Origin of the sequence: Pandoraea horticolens (genome assembly GCF_902459555.1) — a bacterium.
Classification (GTDB): domain Bacteria; phylum Pseudomonadota; class Gammaproteobacteria; order Burkholderiales; family Burkholderiaceae; genus Pandoraea; species Pandoraea horticolens.
Window position 1 is genome coordinate 417,896 of the sequence record NZ_CABPSM010000001.1, and the last position, 20,435, is coordinate 438,330.

Below are 20,435 nucleotides of genomic sequence, written 5' to 3' on the forward strand. Positions count from 1 at the left end.
CACTTACATACGCTGTAACCAAAGTCCCTTGAGGTATTCGCCCTCGGGGAATTGCGTGAGCATCGGGTGATCCATGCCTGCCGACAGGCGGCGCAAAATGCGTGCGTCGACACCGGCATCGACCGCTGCCCCCGCCACGATCTTCTGGAACAGCGCCGCGTCGATGGCGCCCGAGCACGAGTACGTCAGCAACTGACCGCCCGGACGCAGCAGGCGGAAACCCGCCATATTGATGTCCTTGTAGGCCCGGGCAGCACGATCCACGTGATGGGCTGACGGGGCGAACTTGGGCGGATCGAGCACGATCATGTCGAACGTGCGTCCCTCTTCGCGCAAAGCGCGCAGGGTCTTGAAGACGTCGGCATCGCGCCACTCGGCGCGGTTGGCGTCGAATCCGTTAAGTTCGACGTTACGCGCGCCGATGGCCAGTGCCTCGCCCGACGAGTCGACGGACAGCACGCTCTGTGCGCCGCCCGCCAGCGCCGCCAGCGAAAATCCGCCGGTGTAGCAGAAGCAATTGAGTACGTCGCTGCCCTTGGCCTGTTGCTGCACGAGCAAACGGTTGTCGCGCTGGTCGATGTAGAAGCCGGTCTTGTGCCCGTTGCGCACGTCGACGTAATACTTCACGCCGCACTCGTCCGTCGTCAGGAGGTCGGGCGCTTCCGGCGGCTCGGCGCCCGCCAGCACGCCGGTGATGCTCGGTAGGCCTTCGCGCTCGCGCACGGCGGCGTCGGAGCGCTCGTAGACGTTCGGGCAACCGGTCGCGCCGGTGAGCGCGCGCGTGATTGCATCCTTCCAGGCTTCTACGCCCGCGGCCATGAACTGACACACGATCTGGTCGGTCACCGGTGCACCGGGGGCCGATTGATAGCGGTCGACGATCAGGCCCGGCAGACCGTCGGCTTCGCCGAAGATCAGGCGCGTCGCGCCCGTGTCGTGCACCATCTGCTCGCGATAGGCCAGGGCCGCCGACACGCGACGTTTGAAGAACGCGTGATCGACCGGCTCGTTTTCGTCGAACGTCCACACGCGGGCACGGATGGCAGAGACTGGGCTGAACGCGGCGCGCGCGAGAAAACGCCCGTCGGCGGCTCGCACCACGACCGTTGCGCCGGAAGCCGGCTTGCCGTCCACGCGCGCCACGGCGGTGGCGTAAATCCAGGGGTGACGGCGCAGCAAGGACTTTTCTTTGCCGGGCTTGAGGGTCAAGGTGTTCATGCGGGACGGACCAACGGTTGCAAACGGAATGGCGGCAAGTCGCGCGGGGCACGCGGCGGTGTCGCCTCGCGGAGGCGACGTCCGGCAGACGGACAACATGCGGGACTTACTGGGGAAGGACGCGATTCTACACCGAGTCGCATCGCCCGCCGCAAAGCTCAGGTCTTCTTGCGCGAGCGCGGATGCGCCTGATCGTAGACCTTCGCGAGATGCTGGAAGTCGAGCTTCGTGTAGATCTGCGTGGTCGAGATATTGCTGTGGCCGAGCATCTCCTGCACGGCACGCAGATCGCCGGACGATTGCAGAACGTGCGTCGCGAACGAGTGACGCAACATGTGCGGGTGGACGTGCGTCGGCAGCCCGGCCGCCAATGCGTGACGTGCCAGCCCCTGCTGAACCGCGCGCGCACCGATACGTTTGCCGCGCGCCGAAAGGAAGAGCGCGTGCGGCTCGGCCGTCGCCAGTGCCGTGCGCATGTCGAGCCAGAGCGAGAGCGCCTGCGCCGCCTTCTCGCCCACGGGCACACGACGTCGCTTATTCCCCTTACCGGTCACGACCACTTCGCGTTCGGGCAAGTCCAGCCAGCTCGCGGACCGATAACCGTCGGCTTCCATATAGCGATGATCGAGCCCGGTCAGTTCCGACAGACGCAAACCCGACGAGTACAGCAGTTCGAACATCGCCCGGTTGCGAACGGCCTCGGCGGACGTGCCGGAGGCATACTCGACGAGCGCCGACGCCTGATCGGGCGACAGCGCCTTCGGCAACGGCTTGGGCTGTTTGGGGGCGCGTACCCCTTCGACAGGGTTGGCGGCCAGCGGGGTTCGCTGTGCGAGCCACGCGAAATAACCTCGCCACGCAGAGAGCTTGCGGGCAATCGAACGACCGACGAGACCCTCGCTGTGCAACTGCATGGCAAAGCGGCGAATGTCGCCATGCGCAAGCGATTCGAGCGAGCGGCCATGCGCCAGACGCTGCAACTGACGCAGGTCGCGCGTGTAATTCTCGAGGGTCAATGCCGCGAGCTTGCGCTCGCTGGCGAGCGAGGTGAGGTAGCTGCGAATGCCGGGTTCGAGCGGCGTGTCAGGCAATTCAGGCGTTTCCGCCTTGCCGGAAGTCTCGTGGACGCCGGACGACTTGGGCTTGCGTGCGCGAACCGGCAAGGTGCCGCCGGTTCGGGTGTTGGCTGCGGCGCCGCTGGTAGTGCGTGGCGATCGAGTCGACGTGACCATGAGGTGCAGGAGATGAAGTCGTCAGCTCGCCACGGACCCGGCGGGCATTAGTTGCTCAGTCGTCTGCGCGCAGCTTGCCGAGCGCCGCCCCCGCCAACTCGCCGATCTGCGTCAGGAAATCGGTCGCCATGCCTTCGTGGAAACGGCGGGCGTCTTCCGACCCCATGACAAGCAGGCCGAAGATCGGGCCTTCCGGCATTTGCGGATCGCGCAGCGCAAGCAACGCGACGGACGCCGGATCGCTCGACGCACCTAGCCACGTCACCGCTTCGAAGCCGGTATTGGCGCCGCAATACGGCGTGACCAGGCTCGACGCGAAAATCTTCACCTCTTCGCTCACGCTGCGGGCGAAGTCGGCGGGTTGATAGGGTGCAGCCACGTTCCACAGGCGCACTGCCGCAAACGGCACATCGAAGACGTCGCGCAGGCCCCGGGCAATCGCCTCGGGCAAGGCATGAGGATCACGCTCACCGAGCAGACCGAGGGTCCAGCGATGCAGTTTGGCCGAGATGTCGTCGTTTTCGTGACCATAACGCATCAGTTCGGCGAGGCGTCGCTCGATCTGTTTGGTCTTCTCGCGTTGCATCTCGATCTGGCGCTCTTGCAGCGACACCGCACGCTGGCCGTGCGGGCTGGTGAGCCGCACACCGGCCAGCAATTCGGCATGGCGCTCGAAGAAGTCGGGATGCGCGATCAGGTATTCCGCAATATCTCGGTCGTTCATGAGTGTCCGTCTGCTGTTCGTCAACTGCTGCCAGCCGCCCTCGAGCACAAGGGTGGCCCGCGGCCGCCTGGGTCGCTAAATCAGAATCCGTGAGAAACCAATATCGTACTGTCCTGCTCTCTGGCACCGCACCATAACCAGCGTTTTGCGTCAGATCTCGATTGTGCCTTCGAAAACCGTGGCGGCCGGCCCCGTCATGATGACCGGGCCGCTTGCGCCGTCCCAGTCGATGGTGAGCGTGCCGCCATGCGTTTCGACGGCTACGGGCGCGCTCAGCAGCCCGCGGCGAATGCCCGCCACCGCAGCCGCGCACGCACCGGTGCCGCAGGCGAGCGTCTCGCCGGCACCGCGCTCGTACACGCGCAGACGCGCCCGATGCTTGTCCACCACCTGCAGGAAACCGGCGTTCACGCGGCTCGGAAAGCGGGCGTGACGCTCGATCAGCGGGCCGTCCGTCTCCACCGCGGCGGTGTCGACGTTATCCACCACTTGCACGGCGTGCGGATTGCCCATCGATACCACGGAAATCCACGTCGTCTTGCCAGCCACGTCGAGCGGCCAGAGCGTGTCGTCGCCCTCGCGGCGGCCTTCCAGACCACTGGCATCGAACGGCACGTCGGACGGCGTGAGGATCGGCGCGCCCATATCCACGCTGACCTGACCATCGTCGCGCATCGTCAGCGAAATCACGCCCTGCTGGACTTCGACGCGCACCGAGCGCTTGTCGGTCAAGCCCGTGTCGCGTACGAACTTCACGAAGCAGCGCGCGCCGTTACCGCAATGCTCCACCTCGCCGCCGTCGGCGTTGAAGATGCGGTAGCGGAAATCCACGCCCGGCAGCGTCGAGTGTTCGACGAGCAAAAGCTGATCCGCGCCGACGCCGAAATGACGGTCGGCGAGCGCACGCCACTGTTCGGGCGTGAAATCGATGGTCTGCGAGATGCCGTCGATCACGACGAAGTCGTTACCGGCACCTTGCATCTTGGTGAATTTGAGCTTCATGCCCGCTATTGTAGTGGAGAAGGTCGACGTGCATCCGGTGCTGTCAATACACACCCGGCTCGCCGGGCGGACGCGTCTTGAAGCGCTTGTGCACCCAGTAGTACTGCTCCGGCATCTTGAGAATCTGTTCTTCGAGGAACGCGTTCATGCGGCGCGCATCGGCGTCCGGGTCGCCGCTCGGATAGTTTTCCCAAACGGGGAACACCTTGAGACGGTAGCCCTTGTAGTTAGGCAGCACCTCGCCGATAAACGGCAGGATCTGCGCCCGGCCAACTTCGGCGAGGCGAGAAACCGACGTCAGCGTGCAAGCCGGAACGCCGAAGAACGGCACGAACGTGGAGTTTCGCGCCCCATAGTCCATATCGGCCGCCAGCATAACCGGCTTGCCCTTACGGAACATACGCAGTACGTCGCGGGCGCTGTCGCCGCGCGGAATCATTTCCGCGTCGAAACGGCCGCGCTGCTCGCGCGCCATGGCGTCGAACGCCGGGTTCGACATCGGCGTGTAGAGCGAGGCGCAAGGCCGGTGCAGCGAGTAATTGATGAACACCGAGCCCGCTTCGATGCCGACGAAATGGAATCCGAGCAGAATCGTCGGCGGCATGTTCGGGTCGCGCAGATCGACCGCCGAGTCGAGTTCGATAAGCCGTTCCAGCTTCTTGCCGTCGGCGAACCACTGCACGCTGCGCTCCGCATAGCTGCGAATGGCGTGCACGAACGACGCCTTGGCAACGCGCTCGCGCGTCGCGTCGTCCCAATGGGGGAAACACAAACGCAAATTGGTGTGCACCACACGCTTGCGCGAGCTAGGAAGTGCGTAAAGCACCCGCCCCAGGCCAGCGCCGAAACGCGCGACCCAACTATAAGGCAGCAGATTCAGCCCGCGCAGCAGGCCAACGCTAAGGTAGTAGCCGATGGACTTCTTGGGAGTAGTTGCCATGTCGCCAGCAAAATTTCTTCAGGGGCGTATAATAATCGACATCGCCGAGTTAACTGACAACTTGCGGGGCGATTCGAGTGAGCCACCCTCTAGGCAGCCCATTCGACTGATTTTCCGCTAAAGCGTCGCCGCTTCGCTCTGATGACGGCTACGTGAGTCGCCAATTTTTTAGAGGAGCCCGAAGTGGCGAACAATTATCTCTTTACCTCCGAATCGGTTTCTGAAGGTCACCCGGATAAGGTCGCTGACCAGATTTCTGACGCCGTTCTCGATGCCATCCTGACGCAAGACAAATACGCCCGCGTTGCTGCCGAGACGCTTTGCAACACGGGTCTTGTCGTGCTGGCTGGCGAAATCACCACGTCCGCCACGGTCGACTACCAGCAAGTCGCACGCGATACGATTCGCCGCATCGGTTATGACAACACCGACTACGGCATCGATTACAAGGGTTGCGCAGTGCTGGTCGCCTACGACCGCCAGTCGCCGGACATCGCCCAGGGCGTGGACCGCGCACATGACGACAACCTCGATCAAGGGGCCGGCGATCAGGGCCTGATGTTCGGTTACGCCTGCGACGAAACGCCGGAACTCATGCCGCTGCCGATCTACCTGTCGCACCGTCTGGTCGAGCGCCAGTCGCAAGTGCGCCGTGACGGCCGTCTGCCCTGGCTTCGCCCGGACGCTAAGTCCCAGGTCACCATCAAGTACGAAAACGGCCGTCCGCACAGCATCGACACCGTCGTGCTCTCGACGCAGCATGCGCCTGACATCGGTCTGGAAGCCCTGCGCGAAGCCGTGATCGAAGAAGTCATCAAGCCCGTGCTGCCGGCCGACCTGATCAAGGGCGACATCAAGTTCCTGGTGAACCCGACCGGCCGTTTCGTGATCGGTGGCCCGCAAGGCGACGCCGGCCTCACGGGCCGCAAGATCATCGTCGACACGTACGGCGGCGCCGCGCCGCACGGCGGTGGCGCGTTCTCGGGCAAGGACCCGTCGAAGGTCGACCGTTCGGCAGCCTACGCCGGGCGTTATGTCGCGAAGAACATCGTGGCCGCCGGTCTGGCTACGAAGTGCGTGATTCAGGTGTCGTACGCCATTGGCGTGGCCCGTCCGACATCGGTCATGGTCAACACCTTCGGCACCGGCAAGATCAGCGATCAGCGCATCGCCGAACTGGTCGAGAAGCACTTCGATCTGCGTCCGAAGGGCATCATCCATATGCTCGACCTGCTGCGCCCGATCTACGAGAAGACCGCCGCCTATGGTCACTTCGGCCGTGAAGAGCCGGAATTCTCGTGGGAAGCGACCGATCGCGCCGACGCCCTGCTGGCCGACGCCGGCCTGCGCGCCGTGGCCTGATCGAGAACGCGTTGCCCGGCGCTCACCGGTTTCGACCGGTGGGCGTCAAACAAAACCCCCGTTCGGGTCAAACCGGCGGGGGTTTTGTTTTGTCCCGGCCCCATCGCCCGACGCGAGGGATTCCGGCAGAGGTCCGTCAGCGCAGCAACTGGCGGATCATCGCGGCGAACACCTTGCCGTAGGGCGGATTGAGTAGCCCGGCACCGTTCCAGCGCGCCTGCCGGAAAATCGGCTTCTCTTTGGAGAACGTGCGAAAGCCCGCCTCGCCGTGATACCCGCCCATGCCCGACGCGCCCACCCCGCCGAACGGGAGCGCATGCTCGGCAACGTGCAGCAGCGTGTCGTTGATCGTCACGCCGCCGGAAATCGTGCTGTCCACCACCTGATCGATGCGCGAGTTGTCGGTATCGAACACGTACAACGCCAGCGGACGCGGGCGCTCATTCACATACGCGATCGCGGCGTCCAGGTCGTCGTAGGGCACCACTGGCAACAACGGCCCGAAGATTTCCTCGCGCATCACCCGCATGCCGTCGTGCACGCCGGTGAGCACCACGGGCGGCAGACGTCTGCGCGACGCCTGTGCCGGGGTATCGAACAGCGCGTACGACATGGCGCCCTGCGCCGCCGCCTCGGCCGCCAGCCCGGACAATCGTTCGAAGTGCCGTGCCGACACGATGCTCGTGTACTGCGGATTGTTCACGGCATCCGGGTAAAGACGTGCCGCCACCTGTTTCGCCGTCGCCACGAAAGCATCGAGCTTCTCGCGCGGCACGAGTACGTAGTCGGGCGCCACGCACGTTTGCCCGGCGTTGACCAGCTTGCCGAGCATGATGCGCTCCACGGCATGCTCCCAACGTGCGCCCCGCCCGATGATGGCAGGCGACTTGCCGCCCAGTTCGAGGGTCACGGGGGTGAGATGCTCGCTCGCTGCACGCATCACATGATGGCCGATGGACGTCGCTCCGGTGAACAGCAGATGGTCGAACGGTAACGTCGAAAACGCGCGGGCGACCTGCGCATCGCCGCTCACGACCGTCACCCATTCCGGCGCAAACGTCTCGGCCACCGCCGCCGCGAAAACCTCGGCAAAGCGTGGCGTGACTTCCGACACTTTGATCATCACGCGATTGCCTGCTGCCAGTGCATCGGTCAGTGGGCCGACGGCGAGGAACAGCGGGTAATTCCACGGCACGATCACGCCGACGACACCCAACGGCTGCGGGACGACCGCCCGCCGCGCAGGCAGCAGCCATCGATTGGCCCAGCCTCGCGAGCCGCGCATCCAGCGACGCGTGTGCGAAAGTGCATGCTTCAGATTGCCGTGCGACGGGAATAGCTCAAGCATGTCCGTTTCGTGGACCGAGCGGCCGCCGAAATCTTCATCGATGGCGTTGGCGAACGGCTCGCGATACTTGTGCAGCATCGCTTGCAGCGCCTTCAGATGACGCTTGCGCGTAGGCCAGTCGACGTGCGGTGCGGCGTCGTGGGCACGACGCATCGCGTCGAAGCGGGGGGACAGCAGCGCGCGCGCAACGTCCTCATCGGTCGAGCTATCCTGCCCCGACGTTACCGGCTCCGCCTCATGTAAACCGTCCAGCTCAAGGTTATGTCCCATGCCATCTCCTCCCTATGGCCGCCGGCGACGGAACTGCATGCCGCCCGGCGTCCGTCGATGTGTGTCATACGTTATGCGAGAAACGCCCGGTCGAGCCAGGCACGTTGGACACCCGCCGCGAGCGTGTCCGGCATGACGCCATAAACCCGCCCCCCGGTGCTCGAGAAGCGGCTCTCGATGAACCCGTGCGCCAATTCGGCCGGTGCGTGTTCAAGCAGCAATGCCGCCTGCGACAGCAATACGATCTGCTGGGCGATGGTGCGTGCACGGACCGCATGCGTTGCGGGATCGGCGGCCAGCCAGCCATGCAGTTGCGCCAACGCGGCACGCAACGTCGCATGCGATCCGGTGCGCTTTTCGAGCCACTGGAACCAGTGCTGCGCAATGTCGGGCTCGCGGCCGATGGCACGCAACACGTCGAGACACATCACATTGCCCGAGCCTTCCCAGATCGAATTGACGGGAGCCTCGCGATACAGTCGCGCGAGCGGCCCCGTCTCCACGTAGCCATTGCCGCCCCACACTTCCATGCACTCGCCGGCGAGTTCGAGCGCGCGTTTGCACACCCAGAACTTCGCCGCGGGCAGCACGATACGCCGCCACGCACGCTCAACCGGTGAGTCGTCGTCGGAAGCGTTCGCATCGAACGCCTGCGCGAGGCGCATCGCCAGCCACGTCGCGGCCTCCGATTCCAGCGCGAGATCCGCGAGCACCGTCGTCATCAGATCCTGATCGATGAGCTTCGCACCGAATGCCGTACGGTGCCTTGCATGATGAATCGCCTGCACGACGCCCGCGCGCATCATCGCCGCGCTGCCGATCACGCAATCGAGCCGCGTGTATGTCGCCATCTCGATGATCGTGGGAATGCCTCGCCCCGGCGCGCCGACGCGCGTGCCATACGCGCCCTGAAACTCGACTTCGCTGCTCGCGTTGGAACGGTTGCCCAGCTTGTCCTTGAGACGCTGAATCTGCACGGCGTTCTTGCGGCCATCCGGGGTGTAACGCGGCACGAAGAAGCAGGAGAGCGCATCGCTGTCGCTATCGCGTGCGAGCACCAGATGCGCATCGCACTGTGGCGCCGAGAAGAACCACTTGTGACCGACGAGCGAAAACGTACCGTCGCCGCACTCGGTTGCCGTGGTGGTGTTGGTGCGCACGTCCGAGCCGCCCTGCTTCTCCGTCATTCCCATGCCGATGAGAATGGCGTGCTTCTGCGCGAGCGGCATATCGCGCGGATCGTGCTGCGGTGCGAGCAACTTGTCCTTGATCGACGCGAAGAGCAAAGGCTCCTGGGCGAGCACCGGAATGCTCGCGAACGTCATGGTCGTGGGACACAGCGCGCCCGCCTCGTTCTGGGCGTGCAGAAAGTACGACGCCGTACGCGCCGCCATCACGCCGCCGCGCGGACGTGCCCACGGCAACGACTGGAGTTGTGCACCGCGCAACAGGCCCATGAGCGCATGCCACGCGGGATGAAACTCAACGTGATCGATGCGATTGCCTTGCGAATCGAAGGATTGCAGCTCCGGCTCATGACGATTGGCCGTCTGCGCCCATTGCTGGACCTCGGCTTCGCCCAGACGCGCGCCCTGACGATGCAGCGTCTTCGCATGCCAGTCGGCATTGAAAGCCGCCACCGCGGCTTGCAGGGCGTTATCCGTAGCGTAAAGGTTGTAATCCGTGAGCGGCGGCACCTGATTGGTGACGTCGTGGGTCTGCCAGGCTTCAGTCATCCGTGTCTCCGTATGCCCATATGCCGAACTTGGGACGATCACCTCAATTGCATCCTTTCATCATAGCGGCTAGGCCTCCCCCATTCGCACAAATTAGAGGAATGCTTCACTTCGCCCCCGGGCACCGGCGATGTCTGTCTACAATAAGTGCCGCTGCAAGACGTCACCCACGGGGTACGAATCGCGCAGGTGCGGCACCGAAAGAAAGCGCGCATAACGATAAGCAAAAATGCAGCGATCAGTTGATGCAGTGCCCATCCAAGGGAGGATGACAGCATGGACTACGACTACGTCATTGTCGGCGGCGGCTCTGCCGGTTGCGCGCTGGCCGCGCGGTTGGCCGACGGCGCACCGCAGCGCACGATCGCGCTCATTGAAGCCGGTCCGCCCGACGACAGCTTTCTCATACGGCTGCCGCTCGGCATCGCGGCGCTTGTGCCGTTCCGATCGCGTCGCAACTACGGCTATCGCACCACACCGCAGGCGGGACTCACGGGACGCCGGGGCTATCAGCCACGCGGACGCGGGCTGGGGGGCTCGAGTTCGATCAACGCGATGATCTACACCCGCGGTCATCCGGACGATTACAACGATTGGACACAGGCCGGCTGCCCCGGCTGGGGATGGGACGACGTGCTGCCGTACTTCCGCCGCAGCGAGCACAACGAGCGCGGCGCCAACGCCTGGCACGGCACCGGCGGCCCGCTCAACGTCTCGGATCTACGTACGGTGAACCCGTTCTCGAGACACTATGTCGAGGCGGCGCGCGAAGCCGGGTTTCCGGTCAGCGACGACTTCAACGGCGCGCAATACGAAGGGGCGGGCGTCTATCAGGTAACGCAAAAAGACGGCGAGCGATGGAATGCCGCACGCGCCTATCTGCACGGGAAATCGCGTGCAAATCTGCATGTCGTCACCGACGCACTCGTGCAGCGCATCGTCTTCGACGGCAAACGGGCGACGGGCGTCAAACTGCAACGTCGCGGCACCCTGGAGACGATTCGCGCGCGAGCGGAGGTGGTACTGAGCGCGGGGGCGTTCAACTCGGCGCAGTTGCTGATGTGCTCAGGCATCGGCCCCGCCGGGCATCTGCGCTCGCACGGGCTGGAAGTGCACGTCGACGCGCCGGGCGTGGGTGAGAATCTGCAAGATCACATCGACTTCATCATCAACAAGTACGTCGCGCATCGCGATCTCGTGGGCTATACGCCCGCCGGGTTGTGGCATCTGCTCGCCCAAGGGCTGGACTATCTGCGTGACAAGCGCGGCTTGTTCGCCAGCAATATCGCCGAGGCGGGCGGCTTCCTCAAGAGCGATCCCTCCCTCGCGCGCCCCGATTTGCAGATGCACTTTCTCGTGGGTATTTGCGACAACCACAATCGTCGACTGCATTTACGGCGCGGCATGTCGCTGCATGCGTGCGTGCTGCGTCCAAAGAGCCGCGGACGCGTGACGCTCGCCTCCACCGACATGCGCGACGCCCCGCAAATCGATCCGGCGTTCCTGCAAGCGCAAGAGGACGTCGACACGTTGCTGCGCGGTGCGCGCGTGATCCGGCGAATTCTCGCGGCGCCATCGCTCGCGCAGTTCGGCGGGCAGGAGTTGCACAGCCGGGGCATCGAGTCTGACGAGGCGCTCACGGCCCTGATCCGGGCACGCGCAGACACCATCTATCACCCGGTCGGCACGTGCCGGATGGGCAGCGACGCGGTGTCGGTCGTCGACCCGGAATTGAAGGTCCGTGGCGTAGAGGGACTGCGTGTGGTCGACGCATCGATCATGCCGACACTCGTCGGCGGCAATACCAACGCACCGTCGATGATGATCGGAGAAAAGGCGGCGGATCTGATGTTGGGACGTGCGCCGGCGTCTGTGCCGTACGTTAACCCGGTAGCCGTGGACGCATCACGCACACCGTCGACCGGATCGACCGTGTTAGCCACTCGTGCGCAGCCACAGGTTTAGGAACGGCTCGCCCCACAACAGGCTCGCCAGCGCCCCCAGATTCAGCCACGGACCGAAAGGCAGCGGCTCGCGCAACGCGCGGCCGCGCCACAGCCCCAGCACCGCGAAGGCGAGTGTCGCCGCGACAGCACCGAATGCCAGCATCAGCGGCACGCCGATCCAGCCGAGCCACGCGCCACACGCCGCGACGAGCTTTGCGTCGCCACCACCGAGTCCGTCTTCGCCCGTCAGCGTTCGATACGCGCCGGCGATCATTCCCATGACGCCGTAGCCCAATGCTGCGCCAAGCACGGCATCGTCGACGGATAACGTCAGCCCCGCGACACTGCACAGCAAGCCGGCCCACAGCAGCGGCAATGTGAGCGTATCGGGAAGCAGCCGCGTGTCGCTGTCGATCAGCGTGAGCGCCAGCAGCACTGCGCCGAAGCCGCACCACGCCAGCATTGTGAGGTACTGCATCGATGGCACGAACTGCCATGCGACGCCCGCGAACATGACCCCGACGGTGAGTTCGACGAGCGGATAGCGCAGAGAAATCCCCGAACGGCACTGCGCGCAGCGGCCGCGCAGAAGAAGAAAGCCGAGCACCGGGACGTTGTGGCGCGCCAGGATACGTGTCTCGCAATGCGGACAGCGCGACGGCGGCCACGCCAGATTGAACGTGGGCGTGACCGGTGGCGGCTGCCCGGCCCACGCAGCGCTCTCATGCGCCCACTGCGCCTCGAGCATACGCGGCAGACGATGCACGACGACGTTCAGAAAACTTCCCACGAACAGCCCCAGCATGGCCATCGCCGCCACGACCGCTTCACGTGGCAGCGCCCGGAATTCGTGCCACAGGAGTTCGATGAGCGACGCCATCGTCAGAACATCGATTCCGCGTACTCACCCGCCGCGTGCCCGATCTGAAGCATACCGGCCACGGTGAAGATGATGGTCAGACCGACGAGCGCCATCAGCACGGAGCGAAGTGCGGCGGAACGCATCTTGATGCGCTCGGCAACTTCCTCGATGGTCATCAGACCGATCTTGCGAATGCCGGCGTCGAAGTTGGAACGTCCCGAGTATTCGACCAGACGATCGAAGACCTCCTCGTTGAAGATGCCGGTATCCATCGCCTTGACCATGCTCCGCTCGCTTTTGAGCGACGCACGCATGCGCAGCAAATGAGAGCGCATCCAGGGCGACGCCCCTGCGAGCAGCAGCGAAATGGAATCGAACACCGATGTCTTCGCGCCGGTCAGCGCGGCAAGCGACACGAGAAACTCACCGGCGCGCACGTCGCGATATACGGCGAACGGGCCGAAGTTATCGACACGCCGCCGCAACGGTCCTGTCCATCGACTGAGCGAGAGCAACACACCCACGATGGCCAGCAGCGGCATGCCATAAAGAAGCGGCCACCAATTCGCCACGAATCCCGACACGATATACAACCCCGCACCGATCAGCGGGAACTGCTCGGGCGGCATGATCTCGATCATGATCGGCATCATGCCGTAGGCCACCCCCAGTTGGATGGCGGCGAGCAGGACCGACATGAAAATCGGCAGCACCACGGCGCCGGCTATCGCCGCGCGCGTCTGCTGCTGGAGCGTGACCACGCGTGCCAGAAATCGCAACGCGCCCGGCAGGTCGCCCTTCTCGCCGGCGGAAATCACGATCAGATCTTCGTCGGGAATGGTGCCTTCCCACGACTTGCGCAAGTTCTTCGAGCTGGCGCGATCACGCCACAAGGCGTAAAGCGGCGCCATCAGATTGCGCCGCTCCTTCGCGCGCGCACACCGGCGTGAGAAGAGTTCGAACGGGTTCGCACCGTCTTCGATGGCATCGGCGAAGTCACTGTAGAACTTCGCGCGCATCTTGCGAAAATGGCGCTTTGCCCGGCTCAGGCCCGGATACGGGTCCCGCGCGGGGGACAGCTTGGAAAGCAGACGATTGGCGGCTTCTAGCATAGGGATTAGCGCTGCGTTTCAGACGAATTGCGTGAGGATGACTTACACACTCGCCAGACGGCGGGGGGGTTGAGGCGATGACGAACCGCCCTTCCATATCTGGAATTTCTTGAGCTTGTGGAATCCGGCTTCTATGTCACTGGGGTCGATAAGTCCCTGCGCCATCTTGTAGATCGCATGCTCCATGGCCGACTTGCCACACATGACCGGACTCGTGAGGTCGCCGTCGTGTTGGGCGCGCCAATAGCGCTGCGCCTCCCAGAATTTCGATTGACGCAGCAGGTCGAGCAATTCGTCGCACAATTCGCACACTTCCGCCACGACCGTCTGCCCTGCCGTGCCTCGCCCCTTGCAGTGATCGCAGCCCGGGCCTGCGACACGCACGCGAGCCGTGTCGATGCCGAGGCCGGCGATGACGCGCAACGTCGTCTCGTCGAGACGCCCGACGGCCGGCAACTTGCAGTGATCGCACAGCACCGGAATGAGCTTCTGATACACCATGGCGGTGAGAAAGTTGGGGGACGTCACGGCCGCGACCGGCATGCCGATCTCTTCGCTAACTAAACGCGGAATGATGCCGAATGCGCTCGACGCGTGAACCGTGGACAACACCTGATGGCCCGTCTCGGTCATCGACTTGGCGAACGAGCCCGTCTCGCTGTCGCGGATTTCACCAGGCATGAGTTTGTCCGGATCGCCACGCAACAGCACTTTGGCCGCCGCGCCGAACGCCGATTCGCCGTGACCGTCTTCGGCACGCCGCTGAATCGGGATCTGCGTCACATGCGGCTGGATGTATTCGACCGGATCTTCGATGGAGAAGAATTTCTTACCGGAGTCGCGCTCGTACATCATCATCGTGCGCAAGGTCGTCGACTTGCCCGAGCCGGTCTCACCCGCGATGATCGTCAACCCTGGGCTGCGGTGCACCGCGTTCTCCAGCACCTCGATCTGATCGGCGGAGTACCCGAGTTCGGAGAGCGACAGCACGTCGTCGTCCACGGCTTCGTTGACGAGCAATCGCAAAACCACGTCGACACCCCGGTTCTCGCGAATGCTCTGCAAGCGCAGCTGATACTTGCGATTACGCAGGTTCAGCGGAATCGAACAACTCTGATGCTGATCTTCATCGAAATGGTTGTGACTTCGGCTGCTGGGGTCGGCACGCGAGTTGTACGCCGCCGACACCGCATCGAGCATCGCGTGATAGTCGCGCGAGATGCGATCGGTCTCGCTGGTTGCGCGCAGCTTGCCGTGAATGCGCATGCGCACGCGCACGTGCTGGCCTTCGCGAAATTCGAAGTGGACGTCGGAGGCTCGCGCGTCGATGGCGCGCTCGATGATCAGATCGAAATTCCGGTAGGCGCCTGTGCGCTGCTCTTCGGTGCGAACACCGGTACCGCTCTGCTGTTGCAGGCGCGACTGCATGAGCAACATTTCTTCTGTCGTGCCGACGTAAATCCCTTCGAGATCCAGCCGATGTGTCGCTCGAACGGCCTGTTCGAAACGCGAGAGCAAGTCGGAGCCCTGCATGCGCACGAACGTGGTGTGCTCGAGCAATACCAGAAAGAGCCGCGGCTTCGGGGCGACGAGCACCAGCGACCCGTTTTCCGCCCCGGCCAACGTGATGCCGAGATCCTGACGCCAGCCTTGCATCTGGATATCGTCGACGCGAAGATCTGCGATGGGCCGGGCTACCGTGCCGCTGCGTGAATTGACGCGTGAGAGCGCCGCCTGGAAACGATCAGAAATCTTCGCCATTGCGCCGCCCCGATGAACCGAGTCTCGCGCGACCCGCCTGCGCTTCGCCGGCTGGCGACGCCCCCATCGCATTGGGCAGCAGCAGACGTTGGGCTTTGCCGCCTCGTGTCACGTCCACGAAATCGCTGCCGATCTTCACCACCTTCCAATCGCCGAATCGGTCGCCGTCGCTCACGTTGTAACCAAAGCGGCCATCGACGCGCAGGTAAGCCACGGCGATGTCGTCGACGCCGTGAATGAACATCAGCTCCGGCAACACATCGGGCGTTGCGCTGATCGCAGCGGCCGACGACGCACCATCGGCCGTCAGTGTCTCCTGCGACGACTTGAGATGGGCGCGGGCAAAAACGTCGATCGTTTCTGCGGCATGCGCAGGTATGGCAAACATCGGGGACGTTGCCGCCACGGCCGTCGCAATCCATGCCATCCGGCGGAGCTTAATGAACATAGTAGGTTCCCTTAGCGGAGAAGACGGGTTTGGTGTCGTCGATCACGATCGTCAACTCGTGCAACGACATGTTGCCGGCGCGCATCATCAATCCGGCCACGGAATCGACGAACGCCAGATGACCGGCAATCTTCCATTCCCCTTTGGCGATCGGAGGCGGCACGTCGCTGCGTGCGGTCACCGCCCGTGGCGCCTGAACAAGCGGTTGGGGCATCGACAGCGAAATGTCCATGCCGTAGTCGCCGAGCGATTGCAGACGCGCCCCGGCGGTGCGCAGGAACTGTGTGCGCGGCACGGGTGTCACGCGCGCCTCGCCGTCGTCGACCTCGTCTTCGCTCTCGGCGAGTCCTTCCGCGCTCGCAGACACCGGCATCGCTTTGGCCTGCCCGGATACCGGCGCAGCGGTGTCAGCGGGCGTTATGGCTTCGCGCGCGTTGTCGAGATCGACGATCCGGGCATTCGGCCGTTGCGAGAGAAGCAGATCGAATGTGCCGCCCTCCTGACGGCGCCACTGAATCTCACATTGATTGCCCTTGCACTCGATGGACGCGGGGCGCCATCCGCCAGCGCTCACGGGTAGCGACTGCACCGCGTATTGCACGCGCCGGGCATACGACGCTCCCGTCGAGAAGGGTTCTGCGGCGATTGCGCGGGCAAGCGCGCGCCGGTAGGCATCCACCGGATCGACCTGATTGGCCGCTGCGAGCTTTGCTTTCTCCCTTTCCTCGTACCAATCCCACCCCCACCATCCGGCCACGCAGACGAGCGAGAGCGTTGCGAGCGAGATCGCGGCGATCTTCAGTTGCCGCGCCGGTAACGGCTTGCGCACGCCTTGCAGACACGCGTCGCGCGGCGGTTCCTTCGCTGCGTGTGCTGCGATATCGTCGAGCGTGAGCGTCACATCGGCGCCGCTGCCGTTCAATGGCGCGATACCTGCAATCGTGATTCCGCCCTCGGTCTCTGCTGCCCATTGCTCCATTCTTGCGTGCAGCTCCGATGCGGGCACGACCAGATCCAGCTCCGGCCGGCGATCACGCAACGTCACGAAGAACACGGCAGACAGGTTGTCGGGATCGGGATGCACGAACGCCACGTTCGGCGCATCGACCATCGCACCGAGCACGGCACCCAGGGCATATAACTCGGGCGCGCCCTGCTCTTTGATCGAAGGGGCCAGCGAGAACAACCCCACCGTGCGCGTACCGGCGCCATCGTCGGCCACGGCGTAATGGGAGGCGTCGCGGCTGCGGGCGAGCCCGCGAATCTCGGTAGGCTCCTTCTGCAGACCGATCAATGTCTCCCACTGCGCACCGACGACGAGCCGGTTGGACAATATGCGCGTCATATCACACGCCCTCGGTCAATTCCGGCGAAATCAGGATGACGACCTCCTTAACCTGCTGGCGCGCCTCCTTGGTGCCGCCCTGGTAATTGAAGAGCCCATCGCGATCGGTCGAATCGTCGCGGCGACGGAAACCGCTGAGCACCAGCGTATCGCCTGACTTGAGCGACGCCCGTTGCATGGTCTGGATCGACGCCGTAATCGGCAACTGCATGAAGGTTCCGACGCCAAGGCCGTCATCGGACCCCGATTTCCCGTCCTTGCCGCCCACGCCCACCTTCACGCCATCGGGGCCAACCTCCGCATTCACTCCCGAACTGCCGCCGCCACCCTCCACGTTGGTGCCGCTGGGCGCTTCCTTACCCGTGCGCAGATTGATCTTGTCGAGCTTTTTCAGGTCGGACATGTCGATCTGTACCTGCAACATCACGCTGCGGTTGTCCATCAGCGTGGGCAACAGGTTCATCACGAAGCCTGTGGTCAGCACCGACTGTTCGGCCGTCACAACCGCCTGTCCGCCATAGTTGCCGGGCGTCATCTTCGTTTGCGCGACAAAACCCTGATTCTGAGTGACGGCGACGGGCGCCGGCTGATTGTTCAGCGTGACGACCGTGGTGTCGATCACGGTGCTCACACGCCCCTGCTGGCTGAGCGCGCGGATGAAAGCGCCGGAGCCCTTGAATCTGCCGCTGTCGATCTTGTTGAGTTGCAGGCCGCCCTTGCGTGCCATGAGCGTGCCGCCCGCCGCAGGACCGGCCAGGCCCAACGTGATACCGCTCGCAGCCTGATACACCAGATCCCAGTCGACGCCTGCGGCCGAGTTTTCTTCCAGCGCCACGGAATACACCTGCACGCGCAACTTGACCTGACGGCCCAGTACGGCGTTCTCCGATTCGATGTAACCCGCAACGCGTTCGATGACGTCGGCCGTGTCGCTGACGACAAGCGAACTCGTCACGACCGACGGCGTGACACGCCCTCCCTCGGAGAGCATGTCCGTCACTGTGCGAACGAGATCCGACCAGTAATCGAGTTCGGATTCCACGCTCACGTTAGCGTCGGCGTTGAAGCTCAGATCAACGCCGCCGGCGGAGCTTCCCGGCCCGCTGCCGCCCGCCGCACCGCGATTCGCCTTCATCTGCGAGGCCTTGCCCACCGACGCCGAGTAGGAGGAGCTGCCGGGCATCATCTTGATCTGGAACGTCCGTGTGACGTAGCGCGCAAAGTGAACCACGCCGTCACGATAGCTCCAGTGGGTGCCCGTGCGGTGAGCGATGGTGTCGAGCAACCCCGAGAGCGTGCCCGAGTAGTGCAGTGGCACGGTCGGCTCTCCCGCATCGGAGCAGTTCACTTGGAACAGGTTGGCGGGACTGCCACCGCGATTGGCGCCGCGGTTGGCGCCGCCCCCGTTCCGCTCGCCACCGCCGCCGCCACCAGCCAGGCACGACACGTCCGACGCCATGCGGATGGTCAGGCCATTGCCGCGCGCCACCTGAGCAAGCACGATCGACATGGGCAACGGCGCACCGGTAGCGAATCGCACGTTGCGCTTGAAAAATTCGGGTAACGCTATCGAAGCATTGATGGGCACGGAGCGCTTCGCGAGCCACGCCCCCTCCACATGCTCGATGGGGCGAATCGGCGCCGCCGAGTAGGTATCGAACGCCGATTGCCCATCCGTCTGCGCCTGCGATACGTTGGCATCAGTCTTGGTGAGCATGCCTGGCGTGCCGCACGCCGTCAGAAACGTTGTGGCGCACAACACGCCAAGTCGCTTTCTCATGGATTACCGCTTCCGTCATGATGGCCGCGCCGGGGGGTGCGCAGCGCTTGTTATTGTGTGGCGTGAACGACGCGCAGCACGCGGTTGGCCTCGTAGACTTTCACGCGAATGGGCGCATCGGTGTTCTGCAGGGAAACCACGATCTGCTCGACGATGCCGAGGAAGTCACCTGTGAACGTGGCCGGATACTCGATAGGGAAGTCACGGTCGATTTCCCACGCGAGCTGCCAGCCGTGCCCCTTCAAATAGCGCTGGAGCGCCACGGAAACACGGCCATCGCCCGGTGACATGAATAGCTCGAGAAGCTCGCGAACTTCGGCCCGCGCAGGTGGCTCGAGAGGCTCCGCAGCCTGTGCAGACGGCACAGGTTGCGAAGGTGACGCTGGCGACGCTATCGTCGCGGCCACATCCGACGACACATCGACCGCCGGCAGCGGCTCCAGCACGCTCGCAAGAGAACTCGCCGGCGGTGTCGCCGCTACCGCTGCACCGCCGGACATCAGCGGTTTATGGCTGGCGAAGGCGACCTGGATAGCGGGCGACCGATGCGCCTCTTGAGACCTCTCCAAAGCGACAACCGTACTCGACCATACGGTTGACGCCACTGCCGCAGTTAGCATCCTTTTGATGCGCATCTTTTCCTCACGTCGAATTCAATGCCGAATTGCCGGATGGGGTTCGATCACGGGATCAGGAGCCGCCGATGGTGAACTCGACATCCGCCTTGGTCACGTCGTCCTGACCGGAGTCCTCGCCCACCTGCTTTGAAGATTTGCATGCCGTCGCCAGTTTGTTCATCTCGAAGGCTGAGGTCATGGTCTTCAGATCCGTACTGTTCACCTTGATCGTGGCAAAGCTCGGATGCATCGAGGAAAAGAGCTTCTGACATTGCTCGCTCGGCATATCCTTGGATGCAATCTTCAGTCCAAATGCCGGCATGCCTGCCTGGCCTGCCTTAATCACTTCCGGGGTCACTTCTCCGCCGAAGCGGTTGAGATATTTGTCACTGGTACCCACTCTCTGCATCGAACCGAAGATCCCCAGATCGTGCAAATTCCCCAGCGTAGTCCCGTTGTTCAACTGCCCCGACATCACCGCGTTCTGCACCGAGACCACCGCCATCTGCCAGTCCTTGATTTCCTGGTTCACCCGCACCGAATTCATCAGTCGCGGCACCCCGACCATCGCGCCGGCCATGATCAGGCCCATCACCGCCACGGCCACCGACAGTTCCACCAGCGTCACACCGCGCTGACGACGCTTGTTCAAGCGGCTGACCATTTTGCTTTTCATCTGCACGAGTGCGCCCCTGTTCACTTGCATGTTCATATCCCTCATCCTGAGCAGTT

Annotated in this window: 17 protein-coding genes; 2 read left to right on the forward strand and 15 right to left on the reverse strand. The window is 63.8% G+C overall.

The window, feature by feature from the left end; all coding sequences use genetic code 11:
• Positions 1 to 3 precede the first annotated feature (3 nt).
• The 5 genes from PHO31112_RS01995 to PHO31112_RS02015 form a co-directional block, all read right to left on the reverse strand.
• Positions 4 to 1,218, reverse strand: coding sequence for a class I SAM-dependent rRNA methyltransferase (locus PHO31112_RS01995; protein WP_150618944.1), 1,215 nt, complete (start codon positions 1,216 to 1,218; stop codon positions 4 to 6).
• 158 nt (positions 1,219 to 1,376) lie between these two features.
• A complete protein-coding gene (gene xerC / locus PHO31112_RS02000; RefSeq protein WP_150618945.1) occupies positions 1,377 to 2,450 on the reverse strand; it encodes a tyrosine recombinase XerC in 1,074 nt (357 codons plus the stop codon).
• A gap of 55 nt (positions 2,451 to 2,505) precedes the next feature.
• Positions 2,506 to 3,174, reverse strand: coding sequence for a DUF484 family protein (locus PHO31112_RS02005; protein ID WP_150618946.1), 669 nt, complete (start codon positions 3,172 to 3,174; stop codon positions 2,506 to 2,508).
• 150 nt (positions 3,175 to 3,324) lie between these two features.
• Complete coding sequence (gene dapF, locus PHO31112_RS02010; RefSeq protein ID WP_150618947.1) at positions 3,325 to 4,176, reverse strand: diaminopimelate epimerase; 852 nt, start codon at positions 4,174 to 4,176, stop codon at positions 3,325 to 3,327.
• A gap of 43 nt (positions 4,177 to 4,219) precedes the next feature.
• Entirely contained in the window at positions 4,220 to 5,116 is an 897-nt protein-coding gene (locus tag PHO31112_RS02015; RefSeq protein WP_010805617.1) for a lipid A biosynthesis lauroyl acyltransferase, read from the reverse strand.
• Positions 5,117 to 5,299: 183 nt separating this feature from the next.
• Between PHO31112_RS02015 and metK the strand changes: the two genes are divergently transcribed.
• On the forward strand, positions 5,300 to 6,478 hold the full coding sequence (gene metK, locus PHO31112_RS02020) for a methionine adenosyltransferase (RefSeq protein ID WP_150618948.1): 1,179 nt from the start codon (positions 5,300 to 5,302) through the stop codon (positions 6,476 to 6,478).
• A 136-nt stretch (positions 6,479 to 6,614) separates the two neighbouring features.
• On the opposite strand, the gene PHO31112_RS02025 is transcribed toward metK, so the two are convergent.
• Complete coding sequence (locus tag PHO31112_RS02025) at positions 6,615 to 7,979, reverse strand: coniferyl aldehyde dehydrogenase (RefSeq protein ID WP_425495150.1); 1,365 nt, start codon at positions 7,977 to 7,979, stop codon at positions 6,615 to 6,617.
• A 188-nt stretch (positions 7,980 to 8,167) separates the two neighbouring features.
• Positions 8,168 to 9,832: an isovaleryl-CoA dehydrogenase gene (locus tag PHO31112_RS02030; protein ID WP_150618950.1), complete on the reverse strand. Its 1,665-nt coding sequence runs from the start codon at positions 9,830 to 9,832 to the stop codon at positions 8,168 to 8,170.
• A gap of 276 nt (positions 9,833 to 10,108) precedes the next feature.
• Here PHO31112_RS02030 and PHO31112_RS02035 point away from each other — a divergent pair, with 276 nt between their 5' ends.
• Positions 10,109 to 11,797 (forward strand): GMC family oxidoreductase, encoded by a 1,689-nt coding sequence (locus tag PHO31112_RS02035; protein WP_246177623.1) that lies wholly within the window; start codon positions 10,109 to 10,111, stop codon positions 11,795 to 11,797.
• Here the strand turns inward: PHO31112_RS02035 and PHO31112_RS02040 are convergent.
• The 8 genes from PHO31112_RS02040 to PHO31112_RS02075 all read right to left on the reverse strand — a co-directional run bounded on the left by PHO31112_RS02040 (position 11,768) and on the right by PHO31112_RS02075 (position 20,415).
• Positions 11,768 to 12,658: a prepilin peptidase gene (locus PHO31112_RS02040; protein ID WP_150618951.1), complete on the reverse strand. Its 891-nt coding sequence runs from the start codon at positions 12,656 to 12,658 to the stop codon at positions 11,768 to 11,770. The genes PHO31112_RS02035 and PHO31112_RS02040 overlap by 30 nt on opposite strands.
• Before the next feature lie 2 nt (positions 12,659 to 12,660).
• Positions 12,661 to 13,752: a type II secretion system F family protein gene (locus PHO31112_RS02045; protein WP_150618952.1), complete on the reverse strand. Its 1,092-nt coding sequence runs from the start codon at positions 13,750 to 13,752 to the stop codon at positions 12,661 to 12,663.
• A gap of 42 nt (positions 13,753 to 13,794) precedes the next feature.
• Positions 13,795 to 15,513 (reverse strand): GspE/PulE family protein, encoded by a 1,719-nt coding sequence (locus PHO31112_RS02050; RefSeq protein ID WP_174995470.1) that lies wholly within the window; start codon positions 15,511 to 15,513, stop codon positions 13,795 to 13,797.
• A complete protein-coding gene (locus tag PHO31112_RS02055) occupies positions 15,497 to 15,961 on the reverse strand; it encodes a hypothetical protein (protein WP_150618954.1) in 465 nt (154 codons plus the stop codon). The genes PHO31112_RS02050 and PHO31112_RS02055 overlap by 17 nt, the downstream gene beginning before the upstream one ends.
• Positions 15,951 to 17,306 (reverse strand): type 4b pilus protein PilO2, encoded by a 1,356-nt coding sequence (gene pilO2 / locus PHO31112_RS02060; RefSeq protein WP_150618955.1) that lies wholly within the window; start codon positions 17,304 to 17,306, stop codon positions 15,951 to 15,953. Before pilO2 ends, PHO31112_RS02055 begins: the two co-directional genes overlap by 11 nt.
• Position 17,307: 1 nt before the next feature.
• A complete protein-coding gene (locus PHO31112_RS02065; protein ID WP_150618956.1) occupies positions 17,308 to 19,086 on the reverse strand; it encodes a secretin N-terminal domain-containing protein in 1,779 nt (592 codons plus the stop codon).
• Positions 19,087 to 19,136: 50 nt separating this feature from the next.
• On the reverse strand, positions 19,137 to 19,655 hold the full coding sequence (locus PHO31112_RS02070; RefSeq protein WP_174995472.1) for a toxin co-regulated pilus biosynthesis Q family protein: 519 nt from the start codon (positions 19,653 to 19,655) through the stop codon (positions 19,137 to 19,139).
• A 121-nt stretch (positions 19,656 to 19,776) separates the two neighbouring features.
• Positions 19,777 to 20,415, reverse strand: a complete 639-nt coding sequence (locus PHO31112_RS02075) for a type II secretion system protein (protein ID WP_174995474.1) — start codon at positions 20,413 to 20,415, stop codon at positions 19,777 to 19,779.
• Between the last annotated feature and the right edge of the window lie 20 nt (positions 20,416 to 20,435).

Bases quoted from the DNA above. Each gene is read 5' to 3' on its own strand.
- PHO31112_RS01995 (WP_150618944.1), bottom strand. From the start codon at position 1,218: ATGAACACCTTGACCCTCAAGCCCGGCAAAGAAAAGTCCTTGCTGCGC.
- xerC (WP_150618945.1), bottom strand. From the start codon at position 2,450: ATGGTCACGTCGACTCGATCGCCACGCACTACCAGCGGCGCCGCAGCC.
- PHO31112_RS02005 (WP_150618946.1), bottom strand. From the start codon at position 3,174: ATGAACGACCGAGATATTGCGGAATACCTGATCGCGCATCCCGACTTC.
- dapF (WP_150618947.1), bottom strand. From the start codon at position 4,176: ATGAAGCTCAAATTCACCAAGATGCAAGGTGCCGGTAACGACTTCGTC.
- PHO31112_RS02015 (WP_010805617.1), bottom strand. From the start codon at position 5,116: ATGGCAACTACTCCCAAGAAGTCCATCGGCTACTACCTTAGCGTTGGC.
- PHO31112_RS02025 (WP_425495150.1), bottom strand. From the start codon at position 7,979: ATGCGTCGTGCCCACGACGCCGCACCGCACGTCGACTGGCCTACGCGC.
- PHO31112_RS02030 (WP_150618950.1), bottom strand. From the start codon at position 9,832: ATGACTGAAGCCTGGCAGACCCACGACGTCACCAATCAGGTGCCGCCG.
- PHO31112_RS02035 (WP_246177623.1), top strand. From the start codon at position 10,109: ATGGACTACGACTACGTCATTGTCGGCGGCGGCTCTGCCGGTTGCGCG.
- PHO31112_RS02040 (WP_150618951.1), bottom strand. From the start codon at position 12,658: ATGGCGTCGCTCATCGAACTCCTGTGGCACGAATTCCGGGCGCTGCCA.
- PHO31112_RS02045 (WP_150618952.1), bottom strand. From the start codon at position 13,752: ATGCTAGAAGCCGCCAATCGTCTGCTTTCCAAGCTGTCCCCCGCGCGG.
- PHO31112_RS02050 (WP_174995470.1), bottom strand. From the start codon at position 15,513: ATGGCGAAGATTTCTGATCGTTTCCAGGCGGCGCTCTCACGCGTCAAT.
- PHO31112_RS02055 (WP_150618954.1), bottom strand. From the start codon at position 15,961: ATGTTCATTAAGCTCCGCCGGATGGCATGGATTGCGACGGCCGTGGCG.
- pilO2 (WP_150618955.1), bottom strand. From the start codon at position 17,306: ATGACGCGCATATTGTCCAACCGGCTCGTCGTCGGTGCGCAGTGGGAG.
- PHO31112_RS02065 (WP_150618956.1), bottom strand. From the start codon at position 19,086: ATGAGAAAGCGACTTGGCGTGTTGTGCGCCACAACGTTTCTGACGGCG.
- PHO31112_RS02075 (WP_174995474.1), bottom strand. From the start codon at position 20,415: ATGAACATGCAAGTGAACAGGGGCGCACTCGTGCAGATGAAAAGCAAA.